We start from the raw sequence: 17,267 nt of genomic DNA on the forward strand, positions 1-17,267 counted from the left end.
CAAAAATCTTATTAAATTTAAAGTATAAAGAAATCGGAGTTCATTTGGGCTAACGTGCTGAGAGATTAGTGCACCCCAACATTTGACTTAGAACCCAAAAAAACACGGTATGAAAGATCACAATTTTCATACCGTGTTTTAATTATTTTTATATACAAGACTTACTATACAGATAATTGTTGGATAGCTATTTCAAATTGTTGTTTCGGTTTTATTCCATAAAGCTCTATATTATTACAGAAATAAGACTCTACCATAAAATCAACGGCTTCCTGTAGAGTAAATTCCCGATGTTCCATAACAAGTGTTAAATATGTTTTAAAGTAATCGGCATTTGGTACTTTTGCATGCTTAACCACAAAGTCAAACTCCTCTTAAATTATTTCCTGACACAATTGATTATTATAGCATCTTTCCAATAGGAAGCAAGTTTATCTTCATTCAGAAGAAGACTCTCAACCCTGGAGGTGGTGAGATGAATACGGATGTGGTCCCTTTTTCAACGGGTATCCATACACCTACTGAAATAGAGGAACTCAGTCTAAGAACGCCACGTATTGTGGTAATTTATATGTAGCGAAAGTAAAGCGACAGCTACAATTACGCTAAGGCGAAATTAATTGCAATTGTAAATTCATCTTTACAATCATTTACAAACCATTACATTCCTTTACGTCTCTTTTACGAACTGTTTATACGACTTCAACATTTAGTCATTATAGTAAAGATTGTAAGACAAATAACTATAAAAATGTTAGTAACGGAGGCAAATGAGATGAAAAAGTGGAAGTACTTAACGATGACAGCGGTAATGGGTTCAGCATTAATGCTTGGTGCATGTGGTAGCGATTCTGCACAAAAAGGTAACAATGCAGAAACTAGCGCACCAGCGAACTCAGGACAAAGCACTGCTGACGAAAAACTGCAAGGGACTGTAACGGGAGATGGCTCATCAACAGTTGCACCAATTATTGAAGCAGTTGTAGAAAAGTATGCAGGGACTCAACCAGATGTCAAAGTATCGGTAGGTATTTCTGGTACTGGTGGTGGTTTTGAAAAATTCATCGCAGGTGAGACAGACTTTTCGGACGCATCTCGTAGTATAAAAGATGAAGAGAAAGCGAAACTTGACAAAGCAGGAATTGCTTATACAGAGCTTCCTTTAGCATATGACGGTATATCAGTAGTTGTGAATCCTGAAAATGATTGGGCGAAGGATTTAACAGTTGAGCAATTAAAGAAAATTTGGATGGAAGATGGTAAAGATAAAAAATGGTCTGACATTGATCCATCATGGCCAAATGAAAAAATCGTGTATTACTCAAAACCTACTGTCTCAGGGACATTTGATTACTTTGATGAAGTTATTTTAGACGGCGCTGATCTAGTAAAATCAGCAACATTATCAGAGGATGATAATATACTTGTGCAAGGTGTAGCAGCTGATAAAAATGCAATTGGTTTCTTTGGTTATGCTTATTACCTAGAAAATAAAGATAAATTAGGGCTAATAAAAGTAAATGGCGTTGAGCCAAATAATCAAACAATCGAATCAGGTGAATACAAACCACTTTCTCGACCACTATTCGTATATGTGAAAAATAGTGTTATCAAAGATAGCGAAGCGGCATATGATTTCATGAAATTTACACTTGAAAACGCAGGAGAAATGGCAGATGCAGTAGGTTATGTCAGTCTACCTGCAGAAAAATATAAAGAAGCTTTAAAAACTTTAGAAGGCTTAAAATAAGTAGACATGCATAGAGGGAAAGAGATGTATGCTCTTTCCCTCTCTTGTATGAAAGGAGTTCCCAATGGTTTCTCAAAAAGAAAATAAGACATCATCTGTGCAGCAATTAATTGCAAAATCGCGCAATCATAAAACAAAGAAAATAGTGGAAAAAGCAATGCCAGCTCTATTATTTTCTGCAGCTCTTATCTCAATATTGACGACATTTGGCATTGTTTTCACCCTTATTTTTGAAACGTTTGAATTCTTTAAACGTGTTTCGATTACAGATTTCCTATTTGGTACACAGTGGCTACCATTTTCAGGAAAGGAACCGTTATTTGGGATTTTACCACTAATCGCTGGAACAATGAAAATTACGCTAATTGCTGTAGTAGTAGCGGTGCCGTTCGGAATTGGTTCAGCCATTTATTTAAGTGAATATGCAAGTGAAAAAACAAGACGTATTGTTAAGCCTATTTTAGAGGTGTTAGCAGGGATACCAACTATCGTTTATGGATTCTTTGCATTAACATTGGTGACACCATTATTACAGCAAATTATTCCAGAACTGAAACTTTTCAATGCACTAAGTCCAGGGATTGTTGTTGGGATTATGATTTTACCTATGATTACGTCACTTTCAGAGGATGCTATGTCATCTGTTCCAAATAGTATGCGTGAAGGGGCTTTAGCTCTTGGGGCGACGAAGTTTGAAGTATCTATTAAAGTAGTTTTACCAGCTGCATTATCAGGTATTATTGCTTCGATTGTTCTCGCCATTTCCCGGGCAATTGGAGAAACAATGATCGTATCACTTGCCGGTGGATCTACACCTAAATTTGATTTCAATGTGTTAGACTCGGTTCAAACGATGACTGCCTATATTGTACAAGTTTCAACAGGTGATGCTGGCTATGGTACGACGATTTATTACTCTCTTTATGCAGTTGGATTCACACTATTTATCTTTACATTAGTGATGAATTTACTCGCTCACTATATTTCGAAACGCTTCAGGGAGGTTTACTAACATGCGCTATATTGATGATAAGGTCGTCATGAAACGAATGACAAAGCGTATTGCATTCAACAAAGTCTGGAAAGTTTTATTTTTCCTAGCAACTGCCTTTGCATTAGTAACATTAGCTATTTTGCTTTATCGTATTTTGACACAAGGCGTCGGCTCTTTATCGATGGATTTCTTAACAAATTTCGCATCACGTTTTGCAGATAAAGCCGGTATAAAGACTGCATTAGTAGGCTCTCTTTGGCTAATGGCAGTTGTTGCTCCAGTGTCCATTATTTTAGGTGTAGGGACTGCGATTTATTTAGAGGAATATGCAAAGAAAAATAGATTAAATGACTTTATTCGTATGAACATCTCTAACCTATCAGGTGTACCTTCCATTGTTTTTGGTTTACTTGGGTTAACAATTTTCGTTCGAATGATGGGACTAGGAAAAAGTGTTTTAGCGGCCGGCTTAACAATGAGTTTGTTAATTTTACCAGTTATTATTGTTGCGGCACAGGAGGCGATCCGCGCAGTACCAAATGAGCAACGAGAAGCTTCATATGGTATGGGGGCAACGAAATGGCAAACGATTTTGCATGTTGTATTACCAGCAGCCATCCCCGGGATTGTAACAGGAAGCATATTAGCATTATCTCGTGCTATTGGTGAAACAGCACCGCTTGTTGTTATTGGGGTTCCTGTTATTTTACAATTTTTACCTAATGGTTTGTTGAGTCAATTCACTGCGTTACCAATGCAAATTTATGATTGGGCAAAGCGTCCGCAAGAGGCATTTCAAAGTGTAGCAGCCGCCGGTATTTTAGTGCTTATGATAGTTCTATTATTGATGAATTCTATTGCCGTCTTTATTCGAAATAAATTCCAAAAACGTTATTAATGAGGTGACCTTATGGTACTAGATTTAAAAGAGGAAAAAGCAGTTGTCCAATCGATTCATACGGCTACAAAGCCTTTAGCCGATGTTGCCAAAAAAGTAGTATATGATACACGTAATTTAAATCTATGGTACGGCGATCATCATGGTTTAAAAGATATCAATTTAAACATCTATGAAAATGAAGTAACAGCAATTATTGGCCCATCTGGCTGTGGGAAATCTACCTATTTAAAAACTCTTAATCGAATGGTAGAGCTTGTACCGAGTGTTCGAACATCAGGGGAAATCGTTTATCGTGATCGTAATATTTTAGATAAAGGCTATACTGTTGAGGAGTTGCGGACTCGTGTTGGGATGGTATTCCAGAAGCCAAACCCATTCCCGAAGTCTATCTATGATAATATTGCTTATGGCCCACGTATCCACGGGATAAAAAATAAGAAGATTCTTGATGAAATTGTCGAAAAGTCTTTACGTGGTGCGGCAATTTGGGATGAAGTAAAGGATCGCTTAAATCAAAATGCATATGGTTTATCAGGTGGTCAGCAACAACGAATCTGTATGGCGCGTTGTTTAGCGATTGAACCAGATGTTATATTAATGGATGAGCCAACATCTGCACTTGATCCGATTTCTACATTAAAAGTAGAGGAACTTGTACAAGAGCTGAAAAAAGATTATTCAATTATTATTGTGACACACAATATGCAACAAGCGGCACGAATTTCTGATCGTACAGCATTTTTCCTAAGTGGAGAGGTCGTTGAATACGATAAAACAGACGTTATCTTCCAAACACCAGCAGATCAACGTACTGAAGATTATATTTCAGGTCGTTTCGGTTAAGGAGGAGATTAGATGGTAGTGCGTGAACGTTTTGAACAGGAATTAAAAGAAGTCCAAGAACAATTTATCGAGATAGCCAATAGTAGTATCAACGCTCTTAAAATAGCATTTGAAGCATTATTAAATCAGGATTTAGAAACATCCTTAAAGATTCTTGAGGACGATTTAATCATCAATCGTCTTGAAGAAGAAATTAATGATCATGTTATTTTAATGATTGCTAAGCAGCAGCCTGTTGCTACTGATTTGCGTCGTCTCATGGTGCTTGTCAAAGCAGCATCTGATATGGAAAGAGTGGGGGACTATGCAGTTAATATTGCAAAAGAGACAATTCGAATTGGCAAAGAACCACTTGTCTTTCCTACAACAAATTTGCAAACGATGTGTAATAAGACTGTAGAAATGCTAGAGAGTATTATCAAAGCTTTTACAGAAGAAGATACTGTTCATGCCAAGGAAATTGCTGAACTAGATGATTACGTGGATGATTTATATGGAGCGACAATAACGCTATTGCTACGTGCCGGAGCTGAAAATTCAGCACATATTTCACAAATTACACACTTAACTTTTGTTTGCCGATATTTAGAGCGCTCGGCTGACCATGCAACAAATATTGCTGAACACTTATTTTACTTAGTTAAAGGTAAACATTATGAATTAAATAATTAGTTAGAGAAGAGCCAATTATAGGCTCTTTTTAGTTTGTCGGCACAAGAATAAAAATTAAATAATGTGTATCAATCAACAAAGGTTGATTTTCACTCCGAGTTGGCGCTTTCCGCGGGCTTGGCTTCAATCTCCTCGTCACTCCGTTCCTGCGGGGTTTTCAGCACAAGCTTATCCCAGGAATCGCCACTCTCCGTGAAAAAACAACAGTTCCTCATCATTAGTATGAGCGGATAAGCTGAAACAAAATATTATTATGACTATGATTAACAAATAAAAAAGATCTGGTTATAAAGGAGTGTGTTCCGTTATTTTCTATATAAAGAAAGTCTCACCTTAAAAAAGCGAGACGATTTCAACGCTCCTACAAAATACTGATTGTTTAAGACTCACGATTAAATCATCATACAGCTTAATTCAATTAGGGGTAACATTAGTCTGCAAATCAGAGAAGAGCCAATAATAGGCTCTTTTTTCATAGTGTTAAAAAACAAACGGTTAAGGAGATTATTGTAAATATGGTGTTGCTTTAAATGAGAATTGTTCCATGCTACTCGCTTTCCTATGGCGAGTATCCAGCCGCTTCCTTCGCTTGCGTTATTGCTATCGTTCCACTTTCGTAAAACCACTTCTGTTGCCACCGCTCCGCTTTCGCACATAAAAACATTGCTGAAGTTGTGTTTTAACACTATAAATTAGAATAAAATGCCAGAATATACATACTACGCGGAGTGTTTAATTGGAGTGGAGGCTGGGCGACTCCTTAGGGATCAGCGTCACAGATGAGACCCTGGAGCGAGCAAAGCGAGTGAAGCGGCTCATCGGACGCCCCTAGGAAAGCGCCCAGCTGGAACGGAAATCAAACACTCGTTTTATCGAAGTGCCATACTTTATTTAATAGAATACTTAATTTTGTAGGCATATAGTTTTTAATGACATTATTAATAACAGCAACATTGTTATTAAAAATAGCGTCAAAATACTGCAAGCGATATTGTATTGTCAAAAAAATATTTTGGTTATACTATAGACATTATCAAAAAAATGTGCTGAGGAGGTGCTGCTTCGTGAAAGACGCTGTAGAATCACTCATAGAGAAATTTGATCTGGAATTCACATCAGAACAACGTGATTTTTTACGTTTTCTATATGAAAACTTACATCTTGAGGAATTAAGTAACAAGGAACAACATTTTTTTATTGATTATTTTTACAAGAGTGAAACATTACGAAATATGGCAGCATTTGCACTTGAATTGGCAGATAGTATGCATGAAATATGCGAAAATATACCGGCTATTCAGCAAGCAGAACGATTGGCCAATGGAAAAGAGCAACGCATGTATTATGAGCGAAAGTGGCAGGTAGCTAGGCGCCAAAAGTTAAATCGTCAAACAATAAAAAAAGGAAACATCCTATATGTTCCGTTTGATGAATACAAAAAAGAAACAGGTCCAATTATTATCTGTCTTGAACAAACAACTGGTATGGCGGCATATTCTGAGCTTTGTAAAAGCATAATTTTACCGTTATTTATGAACGCTCATCGTGAACATCGAGATTTGTATATCGTTCCGTATGACTGTCAAATTCATGTACATTATCGATTCGAAAACGGCCATTTAAATTTATCCGATTTTAAGGATTTTATTGAATACAAGGCAAAGGGAGAAGCTGCAGTTCTGCCTGTTCTTCATTTTGTTAAGGGCTTGCTACAAGAAAATCAAGATTGTACAGAAGCGGATATTATTATTTTTACAGAAGGTACTCCGACCGATGGGCAGCATCTCGTTGGAAAGCAAGCGAAGGCTGTCCTTGAGGAAATGAAACGTAAGTATCATGCTGAATTTTCGGTGATCGCTATGCATGAACATAATTTTAATGAGCAGCAATTTTGGTTTGCCAATAAAGCTTTTTTTGCGGATGACGCTATTCAATAAAAACGGAGCTGATCGCATTGGTGATCGGCTCTTTTTCTGCGAATATACATAGTAGTTAGAGGAGAATGAGATTTGAATTCATTGAAATGGTTATTACCAGATATTTCAACCCCAACGTGGATGGAAGTTATTATTGCCGTTGCACTTTGTGTAATTGGTTGGCTTTTTCAGCATTTTGTTATAAAGAAAGTTATTAATTTTACTGTTACATTATTGAGAAATCGTCAGCGTAACTTTCAGGCAACAGTGCTCGCACAATTTAATAAAGCGATTCGCTATGCATTTATGTCTGCAGTGATTGTACTCAGTTTATCGATATTATTAGAAATCTTTTTATTTACACATGTAGCAACTAAAAATTTTGTGTTGTCTATTATGGTATTTTTTGCCTTTAAAGGCGTATATGATGTATTACATTTTTATACAAAGCAGCCACTACCGTTGAATAATGATGAGGAACCAAATGTCCTGTTACCTTTTTTTCTTCGTATAGGAAAAGTACTTATCATGATATTAGCAATGTTTTCGATTGCTTCATTCTGGGATTTTAATTTAAATGGCTTTTTAACGGGGATTGGTTTAACGGGTGTGGCAATTGCCTTTGGTATTCGGGATACACTAGGGCATGTTTTTGGTGGGATGTCAGTCGCATTAGACAACCCGTTTCAAATTGGCGATTGGATAGCAACAGAGGACCAAAAAATCGAAGGAACCATCGAGGATATTAATCTTCGAAGTACTTTAATTCAAACGGGTGATAAAGGGCTTGTTTATGTACCTAACTCCTATTTGGTAAATCGACCAATCTATAATTTATCGAAACGAGAAAAACGAAAATGTGAGCAATTTTTATTTGTAGCTGCTGAAAATGAAGAAGAAACATTACGCAGTGCTTTAAGTGCCATTCAAAAGCAAATTTATTTACATGCTAAAATAGAAAAAGAAATGATTCATGTATTTATAGATGAGTTTTATCCAAACTCTTATCGCGTCCTTGTGCGTTTCTATGTGGCAACAAATGATACGGCTGAGATGTTAAATGTGCGACAGGATATTTTGTTTGCTATTCGTCAAATCTTTCAAGAACTAAATATAATACTAGCAAATCCAGCTGAAGATGAATGGCTTCGTAATAAAAAATAAATTGAATTGTTAGTTTTTATACTTTACAATGAATACATGTAATCAGCTTTGATGAAGAGTAGTAGCTATTATTATTTGTTATAGAGAGCTAGTGGTTGGTGGAAACTAGTACAAATGAATGGTGAATGGACTTCGGAGCTCTAATCCTGAATAAAGTATGGATTAGCGTCTGCCTACGTTACAGGGTATAAAGTGGGTCTTTTAACTCTTTCAGCGGGTATCCAAACATCAGCTGAATGCAATTATGCCGGGGCATAATTGATGAAGACCAATGAAGGTGGCACCACGGCTTTTCCGTCCTTTTGTGATGGAAAGGCCTTTTTATATGTTTTGGTGGGAATGAATTGTGTTTACACAGTTCAAAATACGGACGCAATGTTTATAGAAGAGAAAGAGAAGTGCTAAAGAAACGGCAGCGTCCATTACGCCAATGCATAATTGATTAATTTTGGTGTAGAAGAGCAGAGCAGAGAAAAGGAGAGAAAGAGTATGACAGTTGAGCTTAGAAAGTTTGCTATGAAGGCATTGCAGGGTGATATGATGACGCCAATTTCAGTTTATCAATCACTTGAAGGAAAGCATAAGATGCTTTTCGAATCGTCTGCCAAGCATGAAGAAAATGGGCGTTACTCGTTTATTGCCGTCAACCCAATTGCAGAACTGATTGGAGATAGGAATGGTTATTCATTTACCAAAGATGGAGAAACAGAAACATCGAGCGACAATGTATTAGTAAAATTACAGCAAGTTATGCCATTTCATAAGGCACAGTACCCTTTTGCCTTTTTTGGGGGAGCCATCGGTTTCTTTGGTTACGAAACAGCGTTTTATACCGAGAAAATAGGTGAATACTTGCAGGATGATTTAGAAATGCCAGATGTTCATATCTTTTTCTATGATACATTCATTGTTTTTGATCATTTAAAGCAAGAGGTAACATTAGCAGCGATTGATTTATTTGGTGAAGGGCGTTCATATGTAGCGATGGAGCTGGCTATCTCTAAGATGGAGGAACAGCTATATGCTGGAATAACGTTTGACGTCATGACGGTTGGCGAGCTAGATTTCAGACCAATGATTGCCAAAGAAAATTTTGTAGCAATGGTTGACCGCGCTAAGCAGCATATTCGTAAGGGAGATATTTTCCAAATTGTCTTATCACAACGTTTCACTTCACCATATTCAGGTAATCCTTTTGCTGTATATCGTCAGTTACGTACTTCTAATCCATCACCATATATGTTTTATATGGATTATGGTTCGTATACCATTTTAGGAACATCCCCTGAAAGTCTCGTCAAGGTGAAGAATCGAAAGGTAACGACAAATCCAATCGCAGGAACGAAGCCTAGAGGTAAAACCGTGGAGCAGGATAACGCAATTGCGGAAGGGCTACTAAATGATGAAAAAGAAATTGCTGAGCATCGTATGCTAGTGGATTTAGGTCGGAATGATCTTGGACGTATTGCCAAAGTGGGCTCAGTGAAGCTAATAAAATATATGAATATTGAGCGTTATAAACATGTTATGCATATCGTATCAGAGGTTATCGGCGAATTACGTGATGATGTCCATGTATTGGATGTTCTTCGTGCTTGCTTACCTGCGGGTACAGTATCAGGTGCGCCGAAAATTCGCGCTATGCAGCTTATCAATGAGCTTGAGCCTGTGAAGCGGGGGGTCTATGCAGGGGCGGTAGGCTATATTTCCACTACAGGGGATATGGATTTAGCTCTAGCCATTCGGACAATGATCATTAAGGATCATCGTGCTCATGTTCAGGCAGGGGCTGGAATTGTTTACGATTCAGCGCCATTGTCTGAATACGAGGAAACACTGAATAAAGCTCGCGCACTATTGGAGGTAAAAAAATGATTTTACTGATCGATAACTATGATTCATTCACCTATAATTTGTTTCAACAAATATGTATACTTGGGAAAGATGTAAAAGTAGTGCGTAATGATGAAATAACAATTGAAGACATTAAGAAAATGCAACCTGAAGCCATTATTTTATCGCCCGGCCCAGGTACGCCAATTGATGCAGGAATAACAGTGGATGTTGTCAAAGAGCTTTATACGAAATTTCCGATTTTGGGCATTTGTCTTGGACACCAATCGATAGGGCAAGCCTTTGGAGGTAGCATCGTTCAAGCTAAAAATATAATGCATGGAAAATTATCTACGATTCAATACGAAAAAACAGGCTTATTTGCTCAGTTAGACGGTAAAATCGAAGTAATGCGTTATCATTCCCTCGTCATTGAGCAAAACACCTTACATGAGGATTTTAATATTTTAGCAAAGTCCAGTGATGATGGTGAAATTATGGCAATTCAACATAAGGAGTACCCACTTTTTGGACTACAATTTCATCCAGAATCTATTGGGACACAAGAGGGTAATATAATGATGAAAGCTTTTTTAGAACAAATTTCATAAACTAAACAAAGTAGGCTGTCGTCAAAAATCAATAGTTGTGATTTTTGGTGACAGCCATTTTTACCAATGGGATCGTAATGTTATTGCTTTTTCCCTGTAATCAATTTTGCAATTTCCTCTAAAGACATCGAAGAATGGACCTCGTAGGAGCCAATTTGTAAGCTTCGAGCGTATTTAGGGTTAGCAAGTAAAAGTTCCATTTCAACACTATTTTCGATGATGCCACCATCTTCAAGCTTTTGCGCCACAATATATGGTGTAATACCGCTGTAAATTTGGAGTGTCATTGTTGTAGCATTTTTCGGTGTATCTGCCGGTTTATGATTGTCTTTAGCCTTTGTTTCAGGTGCATCTGTCTTCTGATTATTTTCCTTTGGAGCTTGCTTAGCTTGTTCCTTTAACAAAGCAATTTCTTTATTTGCCTGTTCAAGCTCTTTTTGTAGCTCCTCTACATGTTCTGTATTTTTGGAAGCTTTAGTTGGAAGACCGATATTGAGATCAAAACGAGCGGCTAAAGCTAACAATGCTCCGACAAGAAAAAGTGCAATGCCAAATGCACGGATAGCGGATTTATTCATGAATTACCGACCTCCGTTTGCAATCACTTGGCGGACTTGCTCTTCAGTTAAATTTGAACGAATACTTATATCTGCTACAGAAAGACCCTGCTTATTTAGTTCAAGCACCTGACTTATTATAATTTGATGTATAGGTTTCGTTTTTGGAGCAACTTGTCCTGTTTTCGATGTTTGAGCAGCCTGTTGAACCGCTTGCATGACCTGTTGGACCTTTGGATTTGGAATAGTGTTAGTTTGCGCTGACTGTGATTTAACCTGAAACTCTGGCTCTAATAACAGTTCCTCTTCAACAATTTTTAGACGACGTTTTAAAGTATTTGTTTCTTGAAAAATTGAGATGGATAGCTCCTCTACATCTTGTTCGACTTTTTTTGCGCTATTTTTGAAAAAGAACGACGCAATAATTAGGAGAATCCCCACAATCATAAGTATGATGGATAAATCCAATAGTTTCACCTCATTAAGTTATGTAATTATAAGGTATTTTACCATATGCGAACTTAATATGAAATGAAGGTAGATTTTTTTTCGTTTTATGTTATAATAGGTTAGTCGTATAAATCATGCTCAAAATTTAAATTCTTGATATAGAGTGGGAGGGTTAATAATGCGCGTAAACATTACTTTAGCTTGCACAGATTGCGGCGAACGTAACTACATTTCTAAAAAGAACAAGCGTAACAATCCAGAGCGTCTTGAACTTAAAAAATATTGCTCTCGCGAGAAGAAATACACTCTTCACCGTGAAACTAAGTAATCGCTCATTAAGCCAAAACCACAAGTGGTTTTGGCTTTCTTACATTTTATCTTCGATAAAGCCTCCGGCGGATGTCACGGATTTTCAAAGGAATGAATTGTGCTAGCACAATTCAAAATCCGGACGCAATTACGCCAAGGCGAAATTGATTAGGAGGTAGCTTAACTTGGACAAAACAACTTTGCGGAACGAGGTAAAGGAAGCTCTTGCCAAAATGAGCAGAGTAGCTTACCACGATCAATCATTTGCTGTAGTAAAAAAAGTGCTACAGGAACCATATATAATAGAAGCAACTACAATAGGTATCACCATTTCTAATATGCCAGAAGTCGACACAATTCCATTAATAGAAGAACTGTGGCAACTTGGTAAAAAAGTCGCTGTACCTAAATGTAATCCAAAAACAAGAGAAATGTCATTTTATGCCATAGAATCATTTGCCCAGCTTGAAACTGTTTATATGCATTTGCGTGAGCCAATTCCAGAGAAGTGTGAGTTTGTTGACGCAAATGAAATGGATGTCATCCTTGTTCCAGGAGTTGTTTTTGATCAGTTCGGCTATCGAATAGGCTATGGCGGTGGTTATTATGATCGCTATGTATTAAACTATACGAAGGGTAAGCTCATGTCTCTGCTATTTAATGAACAGCTATATGAACACCTACCTACAGAAGCGCACGATTGCCCAGTAGATATCATTGTGACACCGACAAAACGTATTGACTGTGTAACACAACGAGGAGCGAACTAAAATGGACAAAATGTTAGATATTTATGAATTATTAAAAACATATGGCACTTATATTTACACACGAGATCCCATTGGTGATTTGATGTTAATGGAGGATGAAATTCGTGAGTTGTATAAAGCGAATGTACTAGATATTAAAGATTACCAAATGGCATTATTACTAATTCGACAAGAAACAACAAAGCTTCGCATGAAAGAAAATAATCAGTAATGTTTTAAATATAATTCATTTGTGGTATTGTAAAGATAATGTAACATGTATGTAATATTCTTAAAAAACAGTGGTTTTTCCACTGTTTTTATGATTTACGAAACTTTTTACAAACAAAAACGTATATATTACTATCCGGCGCATATACGAACAAGGAGCACAGTTTTTCCCAAAATATATCTATTGATTATCTGTAAAAAATGGATTAAGATATATTTTGTTTCAGTAACAAATTGTTAAAAATTATTATTTTTTTGTAAGAAAGTAGGGAGGATGTTAGGGATGAAATCAATAAAGTGGCCTAAACATTCATTTATGATACTAGCAATTGTAGCAACTTGGATAAAAACGGTCATTGTTTATCACACAAGCTTTGAGATGAAAATCGAAAATGCGATGCAACAATTTATTTTGTTTATTAATCCATTAAGCTTCGTGCTATTCGCTTATGGTATATCGTTATTCTTTAAATCGCCAAAAGTTAAAAGTCGTTATATAATAACTATTAGTGTTATTTTGTCCATTGTCTTATATGGGAATGTAGCGTTCTATCGTTTCTACAATGACTTTATTACGTTACCGGTATTATTCCAAACAAGTAACTTTGGTGATTTAGGAACTTCAGTAGCAGCGATTGTTAGCCCTTGGGATTTATTATATTTCATCGACGTACTTATTCTAATTTTAGCTAATAAATATTTGCCTAAAATGAAAGATGCAGTAAAAGTCAACGTGGAATTCCGTCGCGCGTACTTCGTATTAGCGATTGCTGTGTCGTTCTTAAACTTAGGATTAGCTGAAACAGAGCGTCCACAATTGTTAACACGTAGCTTTGACCGTGAATTACTTGTGAAAAATATTGGTACTTATAACTACCATTTGTATGACATTTATATTCAATCAAAATCTTCTGCTCAACGTGCACTAGCGGATGGCAGTGAATTAGTAGAAGTGAACAACTATATTCGTTCTAATCAAGCAGCAATCAACCCTCAAATGTTTGGTAAATACAAGGGTCGTAATTTGATTCTTGTTTCGATGGAGTCTTTACAAAACTTTGTGATTAATAATCAAATGGATGGTCATGAAATTACACCATTCTTAAACTCTTTAACAAAAGATAAAGATACGTATTATTTCAGTAACTTCTATCACCAAACTGGATTAGGGAAAACTTCTGACTCAGAGTTTATTACAGAAAACTCATTGTTCGGCTTAGGTCGAGGTGCGGTATTCTTCACGCATGGTGGAAATACGTATAACTCAATGGCTGAGCGCCTTGGAGATAATGGCTACTTTACAAATGTCATGCACCCGAATAATAAATCATTCTGGAATCGTGACATGATGTATCAATCATTACACATTAATAAATTCTATGACATAGATTCATATAAGATTGGCGAAGGGCAAGCTGTTAACTGGGGTATGAAAGATATCCCATTCGTAGAGCAATCTGCAGCATTAATGAAAGATATGCCACAGCCATTCTATTCTCGACTAATTACTTTAACGAACCACTATCCATTCACATTGGATCCAGAAGATGTAATGATTCCTGAATATACTTCAAACTCAGGTACATTAAATCGTTATTTCCAAACAGTTCGTTATATGGATGAAGCACTTAAAGACTTCTTCCAAAGTTTAAAAGATCAAGGTGTATATGATAACTCTATTATTGTAATGTATGGTGACCATTACGGTATTTCAGAAAACCACAATAAAGCGATGGCTCAATATTTAGGAAAAGATAGCATTACACCATTTGATAATGCATTGCTACAAGAAGTACCTTTATTCATCCACATTCCTGGATCAGGTGAAGGTAAAGAAATGAAAGAGGTTGCTGGACAAATGGATTTACGTCCAACAATTTTACATCTTCTTGGCGTTGAAACTTCAAAAGATATGCAACTTGGTGCAGATCTATTCTCACCAGAGCATGAAGACTTCGTTGTTTTCCGCGACGGTCGTTTTGTAACAGATAAATATGTATATGCTGGTGAAGCTTGTTATGACAAAGCAACTGGCGAAGAAATTGATGGTGAGCCTTGTCAGCCATACGCTGATCGAGCTACGAAAGAACTTGAAAATTCGGATGCCATCATTAACGGTGATTTACTACGCTTCTATGATACAAAGACAGGTAACTTGAAGCAAGGGGCAGCCAAGTAACAAAAAAGAGATCTCACGTTAGTGAGATCTCTTTTTTGCACTGCTGAGGGTGAGGCACGATGTTCAATCTTCATTTTCTGATTTTTAACAGAAGTGACGAGCTATTTCCCTCCATATGATGGATACCCAAACGAATAGTGTGAACACTCCTTTTAACACTTCAAGTAAGGGCATATGGAAAAATTTTAATGTATAATATCAAATTGAAATTTTTAACGCACGGGTAGCCAAATAAACAGCTTAAAGGAAAGTGGTTATTATCATTTTTGGAAGGGTATAAATATAAAAACGACAGAAAAAGAGCAGTCTCGTAATGGAGACCGCTCTTTTTTCTGTCTGAATTTTAGTGTAATTTTGGTGGGTATCCGCTATTAATTACAGTCATAATTACGAACCAACCGAATACTACAGCACTTAATAAGTTGAAACCGATGCTTAAAAGGTTCTTTTCTTTAAGTGCTTGGAATGTACCAACTACTGCTAAAATTGCAACTAGACCAAAAATAACCATTAATAAGTTCATTAGAAATTGACACTCCTTTCGACATCAGAAAATGAATGTCGTAACAATATTCCTCCTTAATTGTAAACGTTCTACCTGTTTTTGTCGAGAACTAATATAGCTTAAACTATGAACATTTATCGTCAAATTGTGGCAAAGGTTGTATAATTGTAATTGAGGTGATAACAATGATGAACGTACGAAGTTATTCACTTGGACCTGTCCAAACGAATTGTTATATCGTATCGAATAAAAATAAGGAATGCTTAATATTTGATCCTGGAGAAGAAGCAGATCGAATCATCAAGGCTATCCGCAGTAACAATCTAAAACCACTAGCCATTTTTTTAACACATGCACATTTCGACCATATCGGCGCAGTGGATGCTGTCCGCGAGACTTTTAATGTTCCAGTATGGATTCATGAAAAAGAAGTGAGCTGGTTAGGAGATCCAACAAAAAATGGCTCTAGTAAATACGCAGCATTACCAGATTATATTGTCGGTGCCCCAGCTGAAGAAAATATTATTAAAGTAGAACAGCTATTTGAAATAAGCGATTTTTGCTTTAAAGCTATTTTTACGCCAGGGCATTCACCGGGTAGTATATCATATATATTTGAAAATGATGGCTTCGCTATTGTTGGAGATACACTTTTTGAGCAAGGTGTTGGTCGTACAGATTTACTTGGGGGCTCAACAAAAATATTACTTGCATCCATTCATGATAAGTTATTGACTCTACCTGAAGATACTATTATCTACCCTGGTCATGGTAATTATACAACGGTCGGTGCAGAAATGGAGACAAATCCTTTTTTAAATGGATTTTAAGATTAGGCGATAGTTAAAAATGGCTCATCATAGCGTGGGTTGAGTTCCGTTTCGGCTGGGCTTTCCTGGGGGCGTCGAGGCAACAGATGTTTTTTGTGCGAAAGCGAAGCGGCAGCGACAGGATGTTGGTCATGAAGGTGTTATCACAGACGTGATGCTTTTAGCCTTCGTTCCTCTATTGCTGATCCTCAAGGAGTCCCAGCCTGCACTCCAATGAACTTACAGAGCTTCGTGTTTAATAAATTAAAGCCTAAATTAACTTTATAAAATGAAAAAATCCCTCTAGCATTTCGTAGGATAGATAGAATCTAACCTATTTAATGCAAAGGGGGATTTTACTATGCTTTGATAAATGATCATCTATAATTTCTGCATCTGATGAATAAATTTACATAAAAAAAGCATGTCTCATACTTAATGAGACACGCGTTTTTCTCTGTATTAATGACCGACACCAGGTACGTGAATGAATGTTGTATAGTACGTGAAGCCAGCAAAGAATACAGTTAAATATGCTCCGAAAATGTACATGTACATACGTTCTGAAAGGTTTAAGAAGCCTAATAATAAGAATAAACCTGTATTACCTACGAATAATAGCGATACTTCGTTCATACCACCAAGGTAGAACATAACTGCAAAAATACCTGTCCAGAATGCCATAACTTTATACATATTATCCATGAAGATTTCCCCTCCTTTTGCCCACGACACAATAATCTCTTACTCATTATAAATGATATGAAAGGTATCTGTAAACTGGAACTTCTTCT

General features: G+C 36.7%; 19 protein-coding genes and 1 other annotated feature. Of the genes, 14 read left to right on the forward strand and 5 right to left on the reverse strand.

The window, feature by feature from the left end; translation table 11 throughout:
• Nucleotides 1-164 precede the first annotated feature (164 nt).
• Nucleotides 165-359: a hypothetical protein gene (locus ACIQLB_RS14925; protein WP_400727120.1), complete on the reverse strand. Its 195-nt coding sequence runs from the start codon at nt 357-359 to the stop codon at nt 165-167.
• 416 nt (nt 360-775) lie between these two features.
• Between ACIQLB_RS14925 and ACIQLB_RS14930 the strand changes: the two genes are divergently transcribed.
• The 9 genes from ACIQLB_RS14930 (at nt 776) to ACIQLB_RS14970 (ending at nt 10,684) form a co-directional block, all read left to right on the forward strand.
• A complete protein-coding gene (locus tag ACIQLB_RS14930; protein WP_400727122.1) occupies nt 776-1,750 on the forward strand; it encodes a PstS family phosphate ABC transporter substrate-binding protein in 975 nt (324 codons plus the stop codon).
• 64 nt (nt 1,751-1,814) lie between these two features.
• Complete coding sequence (gene pstC, locus ACIQLB_RS14935; protein ID WP_400727124.1) at nt 1,815-2,762, forward strand: phosphate ABC transporter permease subunit PstC; 948 nt, start codon at nt 1,815-1,817, stop codon at nt 2,760-2,762.
• Nucleotide 2,763: 1 nt separating this feature from the next.
• Nucleotides 2,764-3,642, forward strand: a complete 879-nt coding sequence (pstA, locus tag ACIQLB_RS14940; protein WP_400727126.1) for a phosphate ABC transporter permease PstA — start codon at nt 2,764-2,766, stop codon at nt 3,640-3,642.
• A gap of 12 nt (nt 3,643-3,654) precedes the next feature.
• On the forward strand, nt 3,655-4,488 hold the full coding sequence (gene pstB, locus ACIQLB_RS14945; protein ID WP_400727128.1) for a phosphate ABC transporter ATP-binding protein PstB: 834 nt from the start codon (nt 3,655-3,657) through the stop codon (nt 4,486-4,488).
• Nucleotides 4,489-4,500: 12 nt separating this feature from the next.
• Entirely contained in the window at nt 4,501-5,160 is a 660-nt protein-coding gene (gene phoU / locus ACIQLB_RS14950) for a phosphate signaling complex protein PhoU (RefSeq protein ID WP_400727130.1), read from the forward strand.
• Between the two features lie 1,064 nt (nt 5,161-6,224).
• The gene (locus ACIQLB_RS14955) at nt 6,225-7,097 is read left to right on the forward strand and encodes a vWA domain-containing protein (protein WP_400727132.1); all 873 of its coding nucleotides are present in this window, start codon (nt 6,225-6,227) and stop codon (nt 7,095-7,097) included.
• A 72-nt stretch (nt 7,098-7,169) separates the two neighbouring features.
• Complete coding sequence (locus ACIQLB_RS14960; RefSeq protein ID WP_400727134.1) at nt 7,170-8,240, forward strand: mechanosensitive ion channel family protein; 1,071 nt, start codon at nt 7,170-7,172, stop codon at nt 8,238-8,240.
• A gap of 39 nt (nt 8,241-8,279) precedes the next feature.
• Nucleotides 8,280-8,545, forward strand: a binding site (T-box leader).
• 184 nt (nt 8,546-8,729) lie between these two features.
• Nucleotides 8,730-10,115 (forward strand): anthranilate synthase component I, encoded by a 1,386-nt coding sequence (gene trpE / locus ACIQLB_RS14965; RefSeq protein WP_400727136.1) that lies wholly within the window; start codon nt 8,730-8,732, stop codon nt 10,113-10,115.
• On the forward strand, nt 10,112-10,684 hold the full coding sequence (locus tag ACIQLB_RS14970) for an anthranilate synthase component II (RefSeq protein WP_400727139.1): 573 nt from the start codon (nt 10,112-10,114) through the stop codon (nt 10,682-10,684). Before trpE ends, ACIQLB_RS14970 begins: the two co-directional genes overlap by 4 nt.
• Nucleotides 10,685-10,764: 80 nt before the next feature.
• Here the strand turns inward: ACIQLB_RS14970 and ACIQLB_RS14975 are convergent, their stop codons facing one another.
• Together ACIQLB_RS14975 and ACIQLB_RS14980 are read right to left on the reverse strand one after the other, a co-directional pair.
• Nucleotides 10,765-11,262: a hypothetical protein gene (locus tag ACIQLB_RS14975; RefSeq protein ID WP_400727142.1), complete on the reverse strand. Its 498-nt coding sequence runs from the start codon at nt 11,260-11,262 to the stop codon at nt 10,765-10,767.
• A gap of 3 nt (nt 11,263-11,265) precedes the next feature.
• Entirely contained in the window at nt 11,266-11,718 is a 453-nt protein-coding gene (locus tag ACIQLB_RS14980) for a hypothetical protein (protein ID WP_400727145.1), read from the reverse strand.
• A gap of 151 nt (nt 11,719-11,869) precedes the next feature.
• Between ACIQLB_RS14980 and rpmG the strand changes: the two genes are divergently transcribed.
• The 4 genes from rpmG to ACIQLB_RS15000 all read left to right on the forward strand — a co-directional run bounded on the left by rpmG (nt 11,870) and on the right by ACIQLB_RS15000 (nt 15,159).
• Nucleotides 11,870-12,019, forward strand: a complete 150-nt coding sequence (gene rpmG, locus ACIQLB_RS14985) for a 50S ribosomal protein L33 (protein ID WP_008408521.1) — start codon at nt 11,870-11,872, stop codon at nt 12,017-12,019.
• 166 nt (nt 12,020-12,185) lie between these two features.
• Nucleotides 12,186-12,770, forward strand: coding sequence for a 5-formyltetrahydrofolate cyclo-ligase (locus ACIQLB_RS14990; protein ID WP_400727151.1), 585 nt, complete (start codon nt 12,186-12,188; stop codon nt 12,768-12,770).
• A gap of 1 nt (nt 12,771) precedes the next feature.
• Nucleotides 12,772-12,981 (forward strand): YqgQ family protein, encoded by a 210-nt coding sequence (locus ACIQLB_RS14995; RefSeq protein ID WP_049663926.1) that lies wholly within the window; start codon nt 12,772-12,774, stop codon nt 12,979-12,981.
• 282 nt (nt 12,982-13,263) lie between these two features.
• Nucleotides 13,264-15,159: an LTA synthase family protein gene (locus ACIQLB_RS15000; protein ID WP_400727155.1), complete on the forward strand. Its 1,896-nt coding sequence runs from the start codon at nt 13,264-13,266 to the stop codon at nt 15,157-15,159.
• A 343-nt stretch (nt 15,160-15,502) separates the two neighbouring features.
• On the opposite strand, the gene ACIQLB_RS15005 is transcribed toward ACIQLB_RS15000, so the two are convergent.
• Nucleotides 15,503-15,682: a DUF2759 domain-containing protein gene (locus ACIQLB_RS15005; RefSeq protein WP_370042986.1), complete on the reverse strand. Its 180-nt coding sequence runs from the start codon at nt 15,680-15,682 to the stop codon at nt 15,503-15,505.
• Nucleotides 15,683-15,849: 167 nt separating this feature from the next.
• On the opposite strand from ACIQLB_RS15005, the gene ACIQLB_RS15010 reads away from it, so the two are divergent.
• The gene (locus ACIQLB_RS15010; protein WP_400727159.1) at nt 15,850-16,494 is read left to right on the forward strand and encodes an MBL fold metallo-hydrolase; all 645 of its coding nucleotides are present in this window, start codon (nt 15,850-15,852) and stop codon (nt 16,492-16,494) included.
• Between the two features lie 441 nt (nt 16,495-16,935).
• Here ACIQLB_RS15010 and ACIQLB_RS15015 read toward each other — a convergent pair whose 3' ends face one another.
• A complete protein-coding gene (locus ACIQLB_RS15015) occupies nt 16,936-17,178 on the reverse strand; it encodes a DUF2626 family protein (RefSeq protein ID WP_376074512.1) in 243 nt (80 codons plus the stop codon).
• Nucleotides 17,179-17,267 lie beyond the last annotated feature (89 nt).

This window comes from Lysinibacillus sp. NPDC092081 (genome assembly GCF_044755845.1).
Lineage (GTDB): Bacteria > Bacillota > Bacilli > Bacillales_A > Planococcaceae > Lysinibacillus.